This window comes from Streptomyces sp. JLBT605 (assembly GCF_058215555.1).
Map to the genome: position 1 here is coordinate 6,277,379 of NZ_CM177087.1, position 15,306 is coordinate 6,292,684.

The 15,306-nt window shown below is 72.1% G+C and carries 11 protein-coding genes; 4 read left to right on the forward strand and 7 right to left on the reverse strand.

What is annotated here, in order from left to right:
* Nucleotides 1-2: 2 nt before the first annotated feature.
* Entirely contained in the window at nt 3-731 is a 729-nt protein-coding gene (locus AC4BDD_RS27225; protein ID WP_490688103.1) for a DUF6230 family protein, read from the reverse strand.
* A 140-nt stretch (nt 732-871) separates the two neighbouring features.
* A complete protein-coding gene (locus AC4BDD_RS27230) occupies nt 872-1,498 on the reverse strand; it encodes a DUF6230 family protein (RefSeq protein ID WP_490688104.1) in 627 nt (208 codons plus the stop codon).
* Nucleotides 1,499-1,872: 374 nt separating this feature from the next.
* On the opposite strand from AC4BDD_RS27230, the gene AC4BDD_RS27235 reads away from it, so the two are divergent.
* Both AC4BDD_RS27235 and AC4BDD_RS27240 read left to right on the forward strand, forming a co-directional pair.
* The gene (locus AC4BDD_RS27235) at nt 1,873-2,922 is read left to right on the forward strand and encodes a glycoside hydrolase family 113 (RefSeq protein ID WP_490688105.1); all 1,050 of its coding nucleotides are present in this window, start codon (nt 1,873-1,875) and stop codon (nt 2,920-2,922) included.
* Between the two features lie 202 nt (nt 2,923-3,124).
* Nucleotides 3,125-5,929, forward strand: a complete 2,805-nt coding sequence (locus AC4BDD_RS27240; RefSeq protein WP_490688106.1) for a SpoIIE family protein phosphatase — start codon at nt 3,125-3,127, stop codon at nt 5,927-5,929.
* Between the two features lie 33 nt (nt 5,930-5,962).
* Here AC4BDD_RS27240 and sigJ read toward each other — a convergent pair whose 3' ends face one another.
* From sigJ to AC4BDD_RS27255, 3 genes are all read right to left on the reverse strand, one after another.
* Nucleotides 5,963-6,871 (reverse strand): RNA polymerase sigma factor SigJ, encoded by a 909-nt coding sequence (gene sigJ, locus AC4BDD_RS27245; protein ID WP_490688107.1) that lies wholly within the window; start codon nt 6,869-6,871, stop codon nt 5,963-5,965.
* A 154-nt stretch (nt 6,872-7,025) separates the two neighbouring features.
* Nucleotides 7,026-7,700 (reverse strand): endonuclease, encoded by a 675-nt coding sequence (locus AC4BDD_RS27250; protein ID WP_490688108.1) that lies wholly within the window; start codon nt 7,698-7,700, stop codon nt 7,026-7,028.
* A gap of 48 nt (nt 7,701-7,748) precedes the next feature.
* Nucleotides 7,749-8,978, reverse strand: coding sequence for a CapA family protein (locus AC4BDD_RS27255; RefSeq protein ID WP_490688109.1), 1,230 nt, complete (start codon nt 8,976-8,978; stop codon nt 7,749-7,751).
* A 247-nt stretch (nt 8,979-9,225) separates the two neighbouring features.
* On the opposite strand from AC4BDD_RS27255, the gene AC4BDD_RS27260 reads away from it, so the two are divergent.
* On the forward strand, nt 9,226-9,513 hold the full coding sequence (locus tag AC4BDD_RS27260; protein WP_490688110.1) for a hypothetical protein: 288 nt from the start codon (nt 9,226-9,228) through the stop codon (nt 9,511-9,513).
* 51 nt (nt 9,514-9,564) lie between these two features.
* Here the strand turns inward: AC4BDD_RS27260 and AC4BDD_RS27265 are convergent, their stop codons facing one another.
* Entirely contained in the window at nt 9,565-11,043 is a 1,479-nt protein-coding gene (locus tag AC4BDD_RS27265) for an ABC transporter substrate-binding protein (RefSeq protein ID WP_490688111.1), read from the reverse strand.
* Between the two features lie 6 nt (nt 11,044-11,049).
* Entirely contained in the window at nt 11,050-13,032 is a 1,983-nt protein-coding gene (locus tag AC4BDD_RS27270; RefSeq protein WP_490688112.1) for a hypothetical protein, read from the reverse strand.
* A gap of 246 nt (nt 13,033-13,278) precedes the next feature.
* Between AC4BDD_RS27270 and AC4BDD_RS27275 the strand changes: the two genes are divergently transcribed.
* A complete protein-coding gene (locus tag AC4BDD_RS27275; protein WP_490688113.1) occupies nt 13,279-15,297 on the forward strand; it encodes an NADPH-dependent 2,4-dienoyl-CoA reductase in 2,019 nt (672 codons plus the stop codon).
* The last annotated feature ends 9 nt before the right edge of the window (nt 15,298-15,306 follow it).

A 15,306-nucleotide genomic window follows, 5' to 3' on the forward strand; every position in this document is an offset into this window, starting at 1 on the left:
CCCTAGAAGCATGGGTCGTCCCCCCTGTTCACCGTCAGGTGCAGGTCGGGCAGGCGGAAGGTGGCCGCGCTCACCGACCGGGTGTGCTGCTTCAGGTCATCGATCCGGATGGTGTCGGCCTGCTGCGCGAACGCGCCTTCCGGGCCGGAGAGCCCGGGGACCTGGTCCACCGTGGAGGCGTCCCGGCCGATCTCGATGTTGTGGAACTGGGCGTGGCCGCTGAGTTCATGGGAATCGGCCACCAAGCGGTCCGCGTGCGCGGGCTGGTCACCGGTGCCCGAACTGAGCCGCAGCGTCACTTTGCCGAACAACGGGACGTCCTGGACCACTGATTGGCACAGATTGCTCAGGTCGGCGGATCTGATGCCGGTCAATGCTTCCGGATAAGACGCGTTCTTTCCCCGGTCGAGTGCGCCGTACTGCTCGAAGCCCTCACCGCTGAGGGTGTCCGCCCCGATCTGGAAGCTGTTCCCGGAAACCGTGAACGAATTGGCGGAAACACCGAATGACGAGGCCAGCGCACCGGTGGCCATCGCCGCGAACACCATTCCCGACAGGGCCAGGGTCGGCACCATGACGAGGACAAGACGCAGCCATCGAGTGTGGCCCGAGGGGCGGTCCCGGTCCGGGGCACTGGTCATGTGTCTCTCTTCCTCCTCGGCGGACGGACGGATGCCGCGTGCTTCCTCGCCCAGGGGAATCAGGCGGAGCGCGGATATCGCGTCGGGCACGCGGGCGCACTCCTGCCAACGCCCCGGCCCATGACTGGTAACTGGCCGGGGTGGGGGCCGCCGCATTCGGCGGTGACATTCGACCCGTTCGGGGTAAGGCCCGGCGGTGGTGCCAGGGGTGTTATCGGCTGCCGATGGGCTCAGTAACAGGGACGGTCACCGCGTTTGACGGTCAAATGCAGCCCATTGAGCCGGAATACCGAGGCGGTCACACCGGTGGCCTTCTGACGCAGATGGTCGATGCGCACGGATGTGGCCTGTTCTCCGAGCGATCCCGCCGGGGCATCGGAGAGTCCGCTGATGGTGGAGGCGTCCTTGCCGATGACGATGTCCTGGAATGTGGCGTCGCCGGAAATGTCATCGGTGTGCACCACGAGCTCGTCGGCATGCGCGGGGTGGTCGCCACCGCCGGCCAGGATCCGCAGCGTCACCTTTCCGACCACCGGCATGTCGAGGACCGCCGATTGGCACAGGTTCTTCAGATCGGCGGATTCGACGCGGGTGACGGCCGCCGGCCGGGAACCCTCACCGGTGCCGTCCACCGCGACGTACTGGGCGAACTTCTTGCCCTTGAGAGTGTCGGCGGAGATCTTCACCGTCTGTCCCGACAACAACATGGCCTCACGGGACACCGCGAAGGAGCCCGGGACGACGCCGCTGACCACCGCCGTGATCAGCACCGTGGAGAGCAGGGTGACCGGCACGGACACCAGGGCGAGACGGGCCCAGTCGGTGCGACCGGCGCGGCGAGAGGGGCGGGCTGCCACGGGCTCACCTCATCTCCATCGGGTGGCGTCGCGTCGGGAAGCGTCGCATCGGGCGGCGTCGCCTGCCGACGCCATGGCCACACCCGACGGAGCGGGAGCGATGGCCTGGCTCCATGGGAACGCGGTGCGGGTGAAGCGGCAACCGGACCCCTTCAGGGCCGAACGGGTGATGGGCCACCCCGCACTACGCGGCCTCGGCCACCGACTACCAGCTCTTCGCGCGGAACTCCCCCGCCCGGCTGGGGCGTTGTCCACTTCGCCGGGACGCGGCTTCCACTATCCGGCACCGCTCCCCGACGGGACACTCCAAGCCGGTGCCGCCCCTCGCCCGGGAGCGGCACCGGTCGGACCACCTATCCGGAAGGCCCCGCCCGATGAAATCCCTGAGGAGGGCGACCGCGGTGCTGACCGCGGCACTCGCCGTGCTCACCGGCTGCTCGGCCGGCGGCGACGATGCGCCCGCGCCGCGCCCCAGCACCCCGGCCGGCAGCGGACCGGAGGAGCGATTACGCGGCATGACCCTGCCCGCCTGGGACACCGGCGACTACGACCGGCCCGAGGCACGCCGCTACCTGCGGCAGATCGCGGACACCGGTGCCCGCTGGGTGGTCTTCACCCCCACCTGGTACCAGGACGGGCCGCGGCGGTCGGCGATCCACACCACCGAGGAGACGGTGAGCGACCGCGGCGTGCGCCGCGTCATCAGCCTGGCACACGCCACCGGCCTGAAGGTGATGCTCAAACCCCATGTGGACCTGGTGGACGGCAGTGACCGGGCCGGGATCCGGCCCGCCGACCGGGACGCCTGGTTCACCGCGTACGAGCGTTTCATCACCCACTACGCCGAGCTGGCCGAGGAGACCGGCGTGGAGCAGTTCGCCGTGGGCACCGAGCTGGCCGGCACCAGCACCGACCGCCGGCGCTGGTCCCAGGTGATCTCCGCGGTCCGGGACGCCTACCGCGGGCCGCTGACCTACGCCGCCAACTACGACGAGTACTCCCAGATCACCTTCTGGCGCTCCCTCGACCTGATCGGCATCGACGCCTACTGGCCCCTGACGGAGCGGGCCACCACCGACCCCGAGCGGCTGGCCGCCGGCTGGCGGAAGATCGTCGCCGAGCTCGCGGCCTTCGCCGACCGCGAGCACCGCCGGATCCTGTTCACCGAGGCCGGCTACGTCAGCCAGCGGGGCGCGACCACCGCGCCGTACTCCTGGACGGTGAGCGAGCGCGCCGGGGCGGACGAGCAGGCGGCCGCCTACCAGGCCCTGCTGACGGCCTTCGACGGCCGGGAATGGTGGGCGGGGGTGTGCTGGTGGATGTGGGACGACTGGCCGGACAGCGGCGAGACCGCGCCACGGCTGGCCTACACGCCGCACGGCAAACACGCCGAGAAGGTGCTGCGCCGCTGGTGGCGGGGGTGACCACCGGGCCGGGCGGCTCCGGACACCCTCTGAGGCTGTGACCGGCGGCGATGACGGCGCCCGCCGGGCCCGCGACGGCCTGACCGCGTCACCCGGAAGGGCGCCCGGCGAACGGCGGCGAACGCGGGCGCATGGTGACCGGAGCCAAGACATGAATACCGGGCGATGGTCATCCCCCGCCGCCCGGTGTTAGAAATGGCGTGTGGTCGAGGGTCCCGGCCGGTTCCGTGGCGTATCGGTTCGGTCACTGGTCGGCAGGCGCCCGCGGAGCGTTGCCGGACAGGTCTTCGTCCTGCAAGTGGTCGTCGTGGTGCTGCTGGTCACCGGTGCGGTGCTGGCGCTCGTCCTGCAGTCCCGCCACGACAGCGAGACAGAGGCCCGCAAGCGCTCGGTCGCGGTCGCCGAAACGTTCGCTCACTCACCCGGCCTCCAGGACGTCCTGGCCCGGCCCGACCCCTCCAAGACGCTCCAGCCGCTCACCGAGGCGGCCCGCAAGGACGCCGGCGTCGACTTCATCGTGGTGATGGACACCAAGGGGATCCGCTACACCCATCCGCAGCCCGACCGCATCGGCAAACGGTTCGTCGGCACCATCGAGCCGTCGCTGGCCGGCCGCGTCCACACCGAGAGCGTCAACGGCCCGCTCGGCAAGGAAGTGCAGGCGATCGTCCCGGTCACCGACCGCGACGGAGACGTGGTCGCCCTGGTGTCCGCGGGCATGAAAGTCAAGAACGTCACCAACGTCGTCAACCACCAGCTGCCGATCATCTTCGGCACCGGGGCGGTCGCCCTCGCCCTGGCCACCGCCGGGGCCGCGCTGGGAGCCCGCCGCCTGAAGCGGCAGACGCACGGCCTCGGCCCCGCCGAGATGACCCGGATGTACGAGCATCACGACGCGGTGCTGCACGCCGTCCGCGAGGGCGTGCTGATCGTCGGCGACGACGGCCGGCTGCTGCTCGCCAACGACGAGGCCAGGCGGCTGCTGGACCTGCCGGCGGACGCCGAGGGCCGCGGCGTCACCGACCTGCCGGGCCTGGACCCCGGCATGGCCGAGCTGGTCGCCTCCGCCCGGGTGGCCAGCGACGAGCTGCTGCTGGCGGGGGACCGGCTGCTGGTCGTCAACCAGCGGCTCACGGACTTCCACGGCGGCCCCCTGGGCACCGTGACCACCATCCGGGACTCCACCGAGCTGCGCGCCCTGACCGGCCGGATGGAAGTGATCAGCAAACGCCTCCGGCTGCTCTACGACGCCGGGGTGGGCATCGGCACCAGCCTCGACGTGGTGCGCACCGCCCAGGAGCTGGCCACGGTGGCGGTGCCCCGCTTCGCCGACTTCGTCACCGTCGATCTGGCCGAGCCGGTGCTGGGCGGTGAGGAGCCGACCGGCGCGAGTGCGTCCATGCGGCGCAGCGCGGTCAGCGGCATCCGGGAGGACCACCCGCTCTACCCGCTGGGCAGCCTGATCGACTTCGTGCCCTCCACCCCGCAGGCGCGCGGATTCGGCAGCGGCCGCTCCGAACTGGTGACCGACCTCGCCGACGCCCCCGGCTGGCAGGCCCAGGACCCCGAGCGCACCCAGGACATCGTCGCCTACGGCATCCACTCGCTCATCACCGCCCCGCTGCGGGCCCGCGGCGTCGTCCTCGGCATGGCCAATTTCTGGCGGTCCCAGAAGCCCGAACCGTTCGACGAGGAGGACCTGTCGCTCGCCGAGGAGCTGGTCGCCCGCGCCGCGGTCAGCATCGACAACGCCCGCCGCTACACCCGCGAACGCACCGTGGCGGTCACCCTCCAGCGCAGCCTGCTGCCCCGCGCCCTGCCCGAGCAGAGCGCCCTGGACGTCGCCCACCGCTACCTGCCCGCCCAGTCCGGGGTCAGCGGCGACTGGTTCGACGTGATCCTGCTGTCCGGCAGCCGGGTCGCGCTGGTCGTCGGGGACGTCGTCGGCCACGGGCTGCACGCCGCCGCCACGATGGGCCGGCTGCGCACGGCGGTGCACAACTTCTCCACCCTCGACCTGGCGCCGGACGAGCTCCTCGGTCACCTGGACGAGCTGGTCAACCGCATCGACGTGGACGAGCCGGACACCGCCGTCGACATGCCAGGGCCCGGCCCCGCCGGGACCGCCGGCGCGGGCGGCGCCGGGATCACCGGAGCCACCTGCCTGTACGCGATCTACGACCCGGTGTCCCGGCGTTGCGTGATGGCCCGTGCCGGGCATCCGCCGCCCGCCGTGGTGCACGCCGACGGCCGGGTGGAGTTCCCCGACCTGCCGGCCGGCCCGCCGCTCGGCGTGGGCGGTATGCCGTTCGAGACCGCCGAGCTGGAGCTGGCCGAGGGCAGCCGGCTGGTCCTGTACACCGACGGGCTGATCGAGGACCGCACCCGGGACCTGGACGAGGGCATGGAGCTGCTCCGGCAGGCGCTGGCGCACCCCGACCGCTCGCTGGAGGAGAGCTGCCAGGCGGTCCTGAAGGAACTGCTCCCGGCCCGTCCCAAGGACGACGTGGCCCTGCTCATCGCCCGCACCCGGACGCTGGGCAGCGACCGGGTCGCCGACTGGGACGTGCCCTTCGACCCGGCCGCCGTGGCCGGGATGCGGGCCGCGGTCATGGAGAAGCTGGACGAGTGGGAGTTGTCCGAGCTGGCCTTCGAGACCGAGCTGATGCTCAGCGAGCTGATCACCAACGCCATCCGGTACGGCTCCGCGCCGATCCGGGTGCGCCTGCTGCGCGACCGCACCCTGATCTGCGAGGTCTCCGACGGCAGCAACACCTCGCCGCATCTGCGGTACGCGGCCATGACCGACGAGGGCGGCCGAGGACTGTTCCTGGTGGCGCAGATCGCCGACCGGTGGGGCACCCGGTACACCTCCGCGGGCAAGGTCATCTGGGCGGAGCAGCCGCTGCCCGCCTCCGCCGCGCCGAACGGCCCCCACCCCAACGGCTCGCACCCGAACGGCTCGCACCGGGACGACCGGGACCCGGGCCTTGCCCCGGGGGGCTGACACCAGACGGGCCCGGCCTTCCCGGTGCGCCGGTCACTCCTGGAGGAAGGACACGTCGAGCCCGCGCAGCCGCGTGGGGTCGGCGAGGATGTGCATCTCGGTGATCCGGTCGTCCACGATCGTGAAGCTCGACACCGAGAACAGGTCCTTGCCCGGCATCGCGACCAGGCCCGGGGCGCCGTTGACCAGCACCGGCCTGGCGTACTTGGCGAACTGCGCGAAGGTGAGCGCCTGCTCGGCCACCACCCGCGCGCCGCGCACCACCCGCGAGGCCATCATGGCCACCGGGGCCGGGCCGCCATCGGCGTGCAGCACGACATCCGGGTCGAGCACCGCGACCAGCGCCTCGAAGTCCCCGCCGCGAGCGGCTGCGAGGAAGGCGTCCACGACCTTCCGCTTCCGGCCCAGGTCGGGCTCGGGTTCGGGAGCCGGCGTGGCCCCCTGCACCCGGCGGCGCGCCCGGCTGGCGAGCTGGCGGGCGGCGGCCGGGCTGCGGCCGACGATGGTGGCGATCTCGCCGAACGGCACCGCGAACATGTCGTGCAGCACGAAGGCGAGCCGCTCGGCGGGGTCGAGGGTCTCCAGGACGACCAGGAGCGCGATGCCGACCGAGTCGGCCAGCAGCACCTCCTGCTCGGGGTCGAGCCCGTCGGGGCTGCTGATCACCGGGTCGGGCAGCTGCACGCCGTGGAAATCCTCGTGCAGGTCCTCCCGCCGCGAGGTGCGTGACCGCAGCATGTCCAGGCACACCCGGCCGACGACGGTGGTCAGCCAGCCGCCGAGGTTCTCGACCTCGCTGGTGTCCGAGCGGCTGAGCTTGAGCCAGGTCTCCTGGACGGCGTCCTCCGCCTCGGACAGCGAGCCCAGCATGCGGTAGGCCACCGCCCTCAGATGGGCGCGATGGGCCTCGAACCGCTCCGCCAGCCATTGCCCTTCGTTCACCGGTCACATCCTCGCGTCGCGCTCTAGCCAATGACGAACTGAGTCCATTGAGTCAGACACTTGACTAGCAGACATGCCGGTGGAGCCGATCACCGACCCCGGGGCGCGTCGTCGGCGATGGGCCGGGGGCGTCGTCGGGCGGCGCGGCGCCGGGTCAGTTCTCGGCGGCGCCTGTCACCTCGTCAGCGAGGCCGCGGTCGAGCGCCACCCGCACCAGCGCCGCGGCCAGGACCGGCAGGTCGTGCGCGTCGGTCAGCCGGGCCAGCGCCCCGGAGGTGGTCGGCAGGCCGATCCGGTCCGCGCCCTTGAGCGCCTTGCCGTCGATGTACGGGGCCATCTCGGGCCATACGCCCTGCACCTCGCGGAGGAAGATGTCGGCGCCCGTGGGCCCCAGCCCCGGCACCTCCTGGAGCAGCCGGCGGGCCGCGCCGGTGTCGCCGTCCGCCCGCTCGCGCAGCCGCCGCAGGTCCCCGCGGTAGGTGTCGAGCAGGAACTCGGCGCCGTCCCCGAGCTGGGTCGAGGTGCGCTCGTCGTAACGCCGGTAGTGGCCCCGGCCCAGCGCGTCCACCCGCTGCTGCCAGCTCGCCTCCGCCATCCGCCGGGCGGAGCGCAGCCCGTCGTCGAACAGCGCCCGGGCTGCGTCCACCGCGGTGGCGGCACGGATCCGGGCGCTCAGCAGCAGCGTGAGGACCAGGAGCTGGTAGAGCGGCTGCGGGGTGTCCTTGAGCTTGATCCCCGCCTCGTCGGCATAGGTCCGGCCGCACCGGTCGAGCAGGGCGCGCAGCGTCCGCTGGTGGCGCGTGCCCGTCGAGCGCTTGCCGCTGGTCATGGGCGGGGACCTTCCGTGGGTGCGGGGCGCGGTCGTCGACGGGGGCGGTCAGCGGCCCATGGTGAGGCCGTCCTGCTTGCCGCCCCGGCTGAGGACGGTCTCCCGGATCTGTTTCAGCGCGTCGGCGTAGCGCCTGTTGCCGGGGTCGTCCGCCAGCGCGCGGGGGAGGTTGACCGCCTCGATGGGGTCGTTGGCGACCAGGTGCGGGATGAACTCCGCCTTCGACACCCTCCAGGGCCCGCCCTCCTCGGTGGGCGGCGCGAAGGTGAAGCGGGGAGCGGAACTCATCTGGCCCCGCGGGTCCTTCATGACCCCGGCGATGTGGTCGCCCATGCCGTAGACGACCCAGGTGCCGTTCACCTTCTCGTAGGCCTGCGGCACGTGGACATGGGTGCCGATGATGAGGTCGATGTCGCGGCGGCCGCCGGTGGCCGAGGCGGTGAGTTCCCGGGCGAGCGAGAGCTGCTGGCCGTCCGGTTCCTCCTGCCACTCGGTGCCCCAGTGCATGCTGACCACGACGACATCGGCCCCGGCGCGGCGCGCGGCGCGGGCGTCCTGGACGATCCGTGCCCGGTCGATGAGGTTGACCAGCCAGGGCTTGCCCTTGGGCACGGGGATTCCGTTGGTGCCGTAGGTGTACGCCAGGTGGGCGACGGTGGCGGACCCGGCCTTGAGGAGGGTACGGGTGCGGCCCTCCGCCGCGGAGCGGGCGGATCCGGCATGTGCGAGACCGGCTCGCCGCATCGCCTCGAGCGTGCGGGTCACCCCGTCCGCCCCGTCGTCCAGGGTGTGGTTGGAGGCAGTGGAGCAGGAGTCGTAGCCGAGGTCCTTGGCGGCCTGGGCGACCTGCGGAGGGCTCTTGAAGGCCGGATAGCCGCTGAACGGCCCCCGCTTCCGGCCGTAGATCGTCTCCATGTGGCAGATCGCCAGGTCGGCCTCCGAGACCAGCGGGCGGTCGGCGGCGAGCATCGGGCCGAAGTCGTGCCCGCGCCCGCCGGCGTCGGCCTGCGCCTGGCGGATCACCGAGGCGTGGATCAGCAGGTCACCGGTGGCCAGCAGGGTGAATCCGTCGCGGGACCCGGTGCGCGCCAGGGCCGCCGCCCCGGAGGGGTTCCCCTGGCTCCGCCCGCCGCCGGACGTGCCGCCGGAGCAGGCGGTGGCCAGGGCGAGGGTCGCGGCGATCAGCAGTGCCGCCGGGGCGGGTGCGCGCAGGCGCACGGAGCGGGTGCGGGGGCGCGCCTGGGGCGGGCGTATGTGGGGGCGTGCGTGAGGGGACATCGTTCGGTCCACAGGGGGAGGGGAAGGGGGAATCGATCAGACGGTCATATGTATGCGCGGAAGGGAAGGCGCCACAGCGCGACGACGCCGGATGTCACCGGAACGGCGGACGGCGGGCCACCCGTCCGGCGCTGCCGGGTGGCACCGCCACCGTCGGCCGTGGGCGCGCCCGGCCCACCCGACTTAGGCTGGTCACGGGCCCACCACCGGCCCAGGCTCGTCAGCAGCGTCATCGAGGAGGTGCGCCATGCCACTGAGCCACCACTTCCATGTCGATCACCACGGCCACTCGATCACCGTGACGGTGCGCGGCGGCCGGACGCACGAGATCGAGGTGCTGGTCGACGGCAAGGAGACGGCCCTGGAGCGGATGCCTGGCAAGGGCACCAGCGTGGTGGAGAGCGAGCTGCCCGACGAGCCGCCCACCCCGTTCAGGATCTTCGTTCATCAGCCACGTCTGGGTTCCAGCATTCCCCGGTGCGTATTGGAGATCGATTCCCTGGAGCTGCCGATGCCGGAGCGCGCCGTCGTCTGACGCCGCCGCACCGCCGGAAGCCCGGTCATCAGCCCGGTCATCGGGTCCGGGTCAGGTGCGAGGCGGCTCGCCCCGGGCCGCTGAGACCTCGACGAACTCCGCCCGGCCCTGCCGGTTCAGGCTCAGGATGGGCACCGCCTTGTTGCGTGGATTGCCGTTGTTCTGGAAGGAGATGAATCCGCTCGCCCCCGGCACCCGCTGGTCGCCGTCCATCTGATGGAACATCCGCGCCACCGCCTCACCGGTCACCGAACCCTCCCAGCGCGCGGCCATCCGGATGCTCTGGGTCGCGGCGAGCACGGCGTCATGGGCCATGATGGCCTGGCCGTCGTCCCGCGCGTCGTTGGGGAACCAGCGGTCCAGGGTGCCGTGTTCGAGGAAGTGCCGTGCCGAGGGAGCGGACACGTTGTTGGGCGCGCTCGTCCACATGTCGGGGTGGGCGAGCCCGGTGTAGAGCACCCGTACCCCGGTGCGGGCGGCGTGGGCGAGCTCCTTCGCGGTGAGATTGGTGGTGTCGTCGCCAGCGATCACGGTGAAGTGCTGCTCCGGGCAGGTGCGGCTGGCGATCGCGTCGAGGAAGTGCGTCAGGTGCTGTCCGCGGCCCGCGAAGTAGACGACCTGCGGTTTCTTCTGGCAGAGCTGCCCGGGGATGAAACGCAGCTCGTTCTCCCAGGCGCTGGGCACCGAGGAGTCGAAGGTCATCCGCTCCGACACCAGCCGGTGGCGGCCTTTCCCGTCGGGGAAGACCCGGACGAAGGCGTCGCCGAGCGTTCTGGCGTAGAGATTGCGCTCGGCGACGTCCTGGACGACGGCCGCGGTGCGGATCTTCTCCCGCTTCAGGTAGGCGGCGGCCGCGTACGCCTCGTCGACATTGGTCGGCGACACCCGCACGAAGCCGTCGATGTCGTGGATGTTGGTGGCCGTCATGGTGCTGGCGACCATGGCGAGGCCGTGGTCCGAGAGCCGGTGCAGCGCGGCCAGCGTGCGGTCGGTACTGGGCCCGAGGCCGACCACGGCGACCAGATGGTCCCCGGAGTCCTTCCGGCGGATCAGCTCCTGGACGGTGTGCTCCCACTGCCCGGCGCTGCTACCGGTGTTGGCCAGCAGCAGGCGGATCTTGGGAGTGCCCGACAGATCCCCCTGGTTGTGCCGGTACTGCGCCAGATAGGCGCCCTCCAGCTCGTGCCGCACCGATTCCGCGGAGTTGCTGTCGTCATCGGTGAGGGTGAAGGAGGTCATGTAGGCGACGCTGACGTACGGCTGCTCGTCGGCGTTCTCGGCCACCCGGTCGTTCTCCGCCTTGATCTTCTTGACCACGGCGTCGAGGTGGTCGGCGAAGCGGTACGAGCCGTCGGTGACCCCCACGCACTCCTTGGTCGCCCCCCGCTTCACCACACCGTCGGCGCACCGGGCCCGGGCGTCCTCGATCCGGTCGCAGGCCAGCGGCAGGACGACCGCGATCACGGCGACGACCACGGCGGCTATCACCGCTCTGCGCACGATGTGCAGCGGCCATTCGAGTCGGGGCATCGCCGCTCATCCCTCGCTGGTGGACGTCAGCGGATGGCGCCAGTGGCGGTAGCGTTCCGCCTCGTTGAACAGAGCCACGATGTCGCTCCTCCGTATGCGTGAGAGCTGGTTGAAGCCGTCGGCGATCATGTCGTTCAGGCGCATCCCCGGGTCGGCGAGCGGATCGCTCCACACCCAGCGGGCCAGGACCAGCTCCCGGATCACCGCGTCGGCGCCGAGTGCCGCGCCCGGCTGCTGGTCCGGTACGAGCCGGGCGAGGAGTTCCAGCGGGCTGCCGTCGCGGGGCAGCGCGTTGGGGGCCGCCGTGATCGTGTTGAACTCGCTGATCCACTGGATGGCCGGCACCGCCGGGAAGCGCCGCACCAGATGGTCGGTGACCGCGTCGACCTGGGCGCAGGCCAGCCGGTGGTACATCTCCTGGACCGGGCGCCGTTCGGACCGGAAGTGCTCGGCGAGCAGTTCATGGACCGCGTGCCAGTCGCCGGGCCGGTCCGCCAGCCGCCACAGCAGCAGCCGGCGCAGCCAGGGGTGCAGGGTCGGCAGCACGGTTCCGGGGCCGAGCAGCAGCCAGCGGGCGCGGATCTCGCCGAACAGCGTGTCGCCCCGGCTGAGGAGCCGGGTGCCGATGGACAGGTCGCAGGCCGCGGCGCATTCGGCCAGGGTGTCCCGCCGGGCCCCGTCGAACCCCTGGAGCAGATGATCGAGCGCGGTGTCGGCGAGGGTGCGGGCGTCCTCCCCGTCGCGCAGCGTCCGGTCCGGCAGAGTGCGCAGCCAGCGGTCCTGGTCCGGGCCGTCCCCGGGTGGCACGCCGGGCTGCCGCAGCACGTCCAGCACCTGCCGCACCGCCCGCGGCAGCCCGCCGGTCAGCCGGTGCACGAAGGGCGCCAGACGGGTGAAGGGCGCGAGATCGGGGTGGCGGTGCAGCTCCAGCTCGATCCGCACCCGTACCTCGTCCAGGGTCAGGTCGCGCAGCCGCAGCGGATACCACCAGGTGTCGTCGCTGTCCCGGCCGGGCCGGTGCTCGCGCCAGTCGGTGAGGGAGGCCCGGTCCGGACCGCGCAGCATCCACGGCCACTGGTCGCCGGTGGCCGGGCCCCAGCGGGGCAGCCAGCGGTTGGCGCTCGCGGCCACCGTCAGCGGATCGCAGAGGGTGCCGGCGACCACCGCGTCGTCGTGGCGGGCGCGGATCAGCAGGTCGAGGAAGCGGCGGCCGTGCGCGGAGTGGGAGTTGTCCAGCAGCAGCAGGTAGGAGCGGGGCATGAAGGAGCGGGCCGCGTTCTGCCGCAGGTCCTCCAGGAAGGCGGAGAACAGCACCCGGTCCAGCCGCTCCTGGTCCGCCTCGTCCCCCTCGTGCCGCCACAGGTTCAGCTCCACCAGGGCGTCCCAGCGGTCCTGGCTGCGGATGAGGGGATGGTCGCCGTACCAGTCGGCACTCCCAGTGAATTTGCGACCGGGAAGTCGCCGTCGGCCGTGGCGGAGGGCGTCCCTCAGGAGGGCGAGCGCCGCCGTCGAGGCTCCCTCCGGTGCCCCCACCGCGCCGCCGGCCACCTCGAAGAAGGCGGCGAGGTAGTCACCGTGGCGGGCCTCGGTCCGCTCCTGGAAGTGGTCCAGCTCCCGGCGGATGCTCCGCCGCCCCTCGGCGAGGCTGGTCATCCGCAGCTCGTGGTCCGAGGCGAGCAGCCCGAGGGTCAGCCGGGGGAAGGAGGAGCGCCGGTAGCGGGGCAGCTTCCGCTCCAGCTGCCGGGCGAGCAGGGCCAGGGCATAGCGCGGCGGCAGCGACTCGCCCCCGAAATTCACGTACGCGAATGGATGCTCGGCGCCGAACTGCTCCATCAGCGCGCTGTGTGCCTCGCTGGCGCCGCTGCCGCGCGGCCCCAGCAGCATGATCACCGGACGCTCCGCGCCGGGAGGCAGGCCGAGGCACTGGCCGGCGAGCGTGATGATCCCGTTGCGGCCTCGCAGGCCCATGCCCATCGCTGACTCCGACACGCCCCGTCCCCCCGTGTGTGCCTCGGCGACCCGGCCGGCCCAGGAGCGCCCGGCCGGTTATCGGTGAAGGCAGAATGCCCGACCCGCGCCGACCCTGCACGCCGATTCCCGCTGATTTTCCGGGAGTTGGGTCCAGTGGCCGGATGTTCCGGGCGGCGCCTCGTCCCGTCCTTTTGCAACTTGTTGCATAAACCGCTCCGGGGGTCTACAACTGGACGGACGACACCGCCCGAGGAGGCGCCTGCCATGAGCCCGTACCCGCACCTGCTGAGCCCGCTCGACCTGGGATTCACCACGCTGCCCAACCGGGTGCTCATGGGCTCGATGCATGTCGGGCTCGAAGAGGCCGAGCACGGCTTCGAGCGCATGGCCGCGTTCTACGCCGAGCGGGCCCGGGGCGGCGTCGGCCTCATCGTCACCGGCGGCATCGCCCCCAACGAGGCGGGCCGGCCGTGGGAGCTCGGCGCCAAGCTGACCACCGAGGCGGAGGCGGCGGAGCACACCGCGGTGACCGAGGCGGTGCACCGCGAGGGCGGCCGCATCTGCCTGCAGATCCTGCACTTCGGCCGGTACGCCTACCACCCGGGGCTGGTGGCCCCCAGCGCGATCAAGGCGCCCATCAGCCCCTACGAGCCGCACGCACTCACCGACGACGAGGTCGAGGCGACCATCGAGGACTTCGTCAGGACCGCCGAGCTGGCCCGGCTCGCGGGCTACGACGGCGTCGAGATCATGGGCTCCGAGGGCTATCTGATCAACGAGTTCATCGCCGCCGGGACCAACCACCGCACCGACCGCTGGGGCGGCTCCTACGAGAACCGCACCCGCTTCCCGCTGGAGATCGTCCGGCGTATCCGCGAGCGCGTCGGCCCCGACTTCATCCTCATCTACCGGCTGTCCATGCTCGACCTGGTGCCGGGCGGCTCCTCGCTGGAGGAGGTGATCACGCTGGCCAAGGGGATCGAGGCGGCCGGCGCCACGATCATCAACACCGGCATCGGCTGGCACGAGGCCCGCATCCCCACCATCGCGACCTCGGTGCCGCGCGGCGCGTTCACCTGGGTGACGAAGAAGCTGATGGGCGCGGTCACCATCCCGCTGGTGACCACCAACCGCATCAACACCCCCGAACTGGCCGAGCAGCTGCTCGCCGACGGCTATGCCGACATGGTCTCCATGGCGCGCCCGATGCTCGCCGACCCCGAGTTCGTGGCCAAGGCCCGCGCGGGCCGCGCCGAGACCATCAACACCTGCATCGGCTGCAACCAGGCCTGCCTGGACCACACCTTCAGCGGCCGGATCACCTCCTGCCTGGTCAACCCGCGCGCCTGCCACGAGACCGAGCTGGTGCTCTCCCCGACCCGGCGCGCCAAGCACATCGCGGTGGTCGGGGCCGGACCCGCGGGCCTGGCCTGCGCGGTCTCGGCGGCCGAGCGCGGCCACACGGTGACCCTCTTCGAGGCCGCGGGGGAGATCGGCGGACAGCTGAACATCGCCCGCCGGATCCCGGGCAAGGAGGAGTTCGACGAGACCCTGCGCTACTACCGCACCCAGCTCGACCTGCGCGGCGTAGAGGTCCGTCTGAACACCCACGTCACCGCGGAGCAGCTCTCCGGCGGCTACGACGAGATCGTCATCGCCACCGGAGTCACCCCCCGGACCCCGCAGATCCCCGGCGCCGACCACCCCAGCGTGCTCAGCTACCTCGACGTGCTGCGCGACGGCGCGGCGGTCGGCGAGCGGGTGGCGATCATCGGCGCGGGCGGCATCGGCTTCGACGTCGCGGAGTACCTCACCGACAGCGGCGAGGGAGCCGGTCCGGACGCCGGGACCTTCCTCGCCCAGTGGGGCGTCGACACCGAGTACCGCGCCCCGGGCGGGCTGCGGGAGCCCGTCCGGCCCCGGCCGCCCCGCTCGGTGCACCTGCTCCAGCGCAAGACCAGCAAGGTCGGCGCCGGGCTCGGCAAGACCACCGGCTGGATCCACCGCACCGAGCTGCGGCACCGCGGCGTCACCATGGTCGCCGGCGCACGGTACGACCGGATCGACGACGCGGGGCTGCACCTGACCGTCGACGGCGCCGCCACGGTGCTGCCGGTCGACACCGTGGTGCTGTGCACCGGCCAGGAGCCGCGGCGCGACCTGTACGAGGAGCTGCGCGCCGCCGGCCGCACCGTCCACCTCATCGGCGGCGCCGACGTCGCCGCCGAACTCGACGCCAAGCGGGCCATCCGTCAGGGCACCGAACTGGCCGCGGCCCTGTGACCACTGCCT

Bases quoted from the DNA above. Each gene is read 5' to 3' on its own strand.
- AC4BDD_RS27235 (WP_490688105.1), top strand. From the start codon at position 1,873: ATGAAATCCCTGAGGAGGGCGACCGCGGTGCTGACCGCGGCACTCGCC.
- AC4BDD_RS27250 (WP_490688108.1), bottom strand. From the start codon at position 7,700: ATGACCAGCGGCAAGCGCTCGACGGGCACGCGCCACCAGCGGACGCTG.
- AC4BDD_RS27255 (WP_490688109.1), bottom strand. From the start codon at position 8,978: ATGTCCCCTCACGCACGCCCCCACATACGCCCGCCCCAGGCGCGCCCC.
- AC4BDD_RS27260 (WP_490688110.1), top strand. From the start codon at position 9,226: ATGCCACTGAGCCACCACTTCCATGTCGATCACCACGGCCACTCGATC.
- AC4BDD_RS27265 (WP_490688111.1), bottom strand. From the start codon at position 11,043: ATGCCCCGACTCGAATGGCCGCTGCACATCGTGCGCAGAGCGGTGATA.
- AC4BDD_RS27275 (WP_490688113.1), top strand. From the start codon at position 13,279: ATGAGCCCGTACCCGCACCTGCTGAGCCCGCTCGACCTGGGATTCACC.